2 protein-coding genes are annotated in these 968 nt (G+C 54.9%); one reads left to right on the top strand and one right to left on the bottom strand.

All coding sequences use genetic code 11. The features are described from left to right. Nucleotides 1-152 precede the first annotated feature (152 nt). Nucleotides 153-521 (bottom strand): co-regulatory protein PtrA N-terminal domain-containing protein, encoded by a 369-nt coding sequence (locus tag PA6_RS22295; protein WP_021703212.1) that lies wholly within the window; start codon nucleotides 519-521, stop codon nucleotides 153-155. A gap of 208 nt (nucleotides 522-729) precedes the next feature. Between PA6_RS22295 and PA6_RS22300 the strand changes: the two genes are divergently transcribed. Next, on the top strand, nucleotides 730-968 hold a 239-nt coding region (locus tag PA6_RS22300), incomplete at its 3' end, for a response regulator (RefSeq protein WP_021703213.1).

The raw sequence follows: 968 nt of genomic DNA on the forward strand, positions 1-968 counted from the left end.
AGGGATGCTGGAAATCTCATGCTATTACTCGCTTGCTGCCAGGCCGCTGCCCCCAAATCTACAACTGCGTCAGCTGGGAAAAAGCACGGCGCCATAGAGGCGCCGCTAGGCCAAAGGAGCAATCACGGAAGGCCTGGAAGATGGGAAAATCCTTATCGATGGCACTCTTTTTCGGCCATCATTAGCTTGTGCTCGCGAATCATTTGACCCAGCACGTCGTCTACTAACTTGTCGTGTTTTTCCATCCAGGCCAAATGATCTTCGGCAGACATGCCTGGAGCAGGATGTTCATTGTGCAGCTGACTCATGAGGTCATCGAGCATGTTCATGTGCTCCTTCATATGCACATGCCGCTCGCAGACTGGGGCCTTCTCTGCCTGGATCAGCACGGCTTCCGCTTTGTCGCGCATCTGCTGCATGCGCTGCATGCGCTCAAAGGTACGATCACCCCCCCCTTCGGCCCAGACCATAGAAGAAAGCAGCAGCGAACCAACCAGAAGCAAAGGTTTCAGCGATTTCATGGGACAGTCTCCATCAGTGCAAACTATGGCCGGCACCTCTGCTTTTGGTCTGTCGAGGGCCGAGAGCACAACCTAGTGCTCATGCTTGTACCGTAGCACAAGCCACCCTGTCAGCGAGCTGAAGCCAGAATTACATTTTCGTAAGCTTCTGGTTGGGGCCGCGGTTTGCCTGCAAACTCAGGCCACCCGATATTTGGAGTCTGCTCGCATGAAACTACTGGTAGCTGAAGATGAACCCAAAACCGGTGCATACCTGCAGCAAGGCCTCAGTGAAGCGGGCTTCAATGTCGACCGGGTTATGACCGGTACAGATGCTCTACAGCACGCTCTGAGTGAGTCCTATGACCTCCTGATCCTGGATGTGATGATGCCTGGGCTGGACGGGTGGGAAGTGCTGCGCATGGTGCGCGCCGCAGGAAAAGACGTCCCCGTATTGTTCTTGACGGC

The organism is Aquipseudomonas alcaligenes NBRC 14159 (genome assembly GCF_000467105.1).
Lineage (GTDB): Bacteria > Pseudomonadota > Gammaproteobacteria > Pseudomonadales > Pseudomonadaceae > Aquipseudomonas > Aquipseudomonas alcaligenes.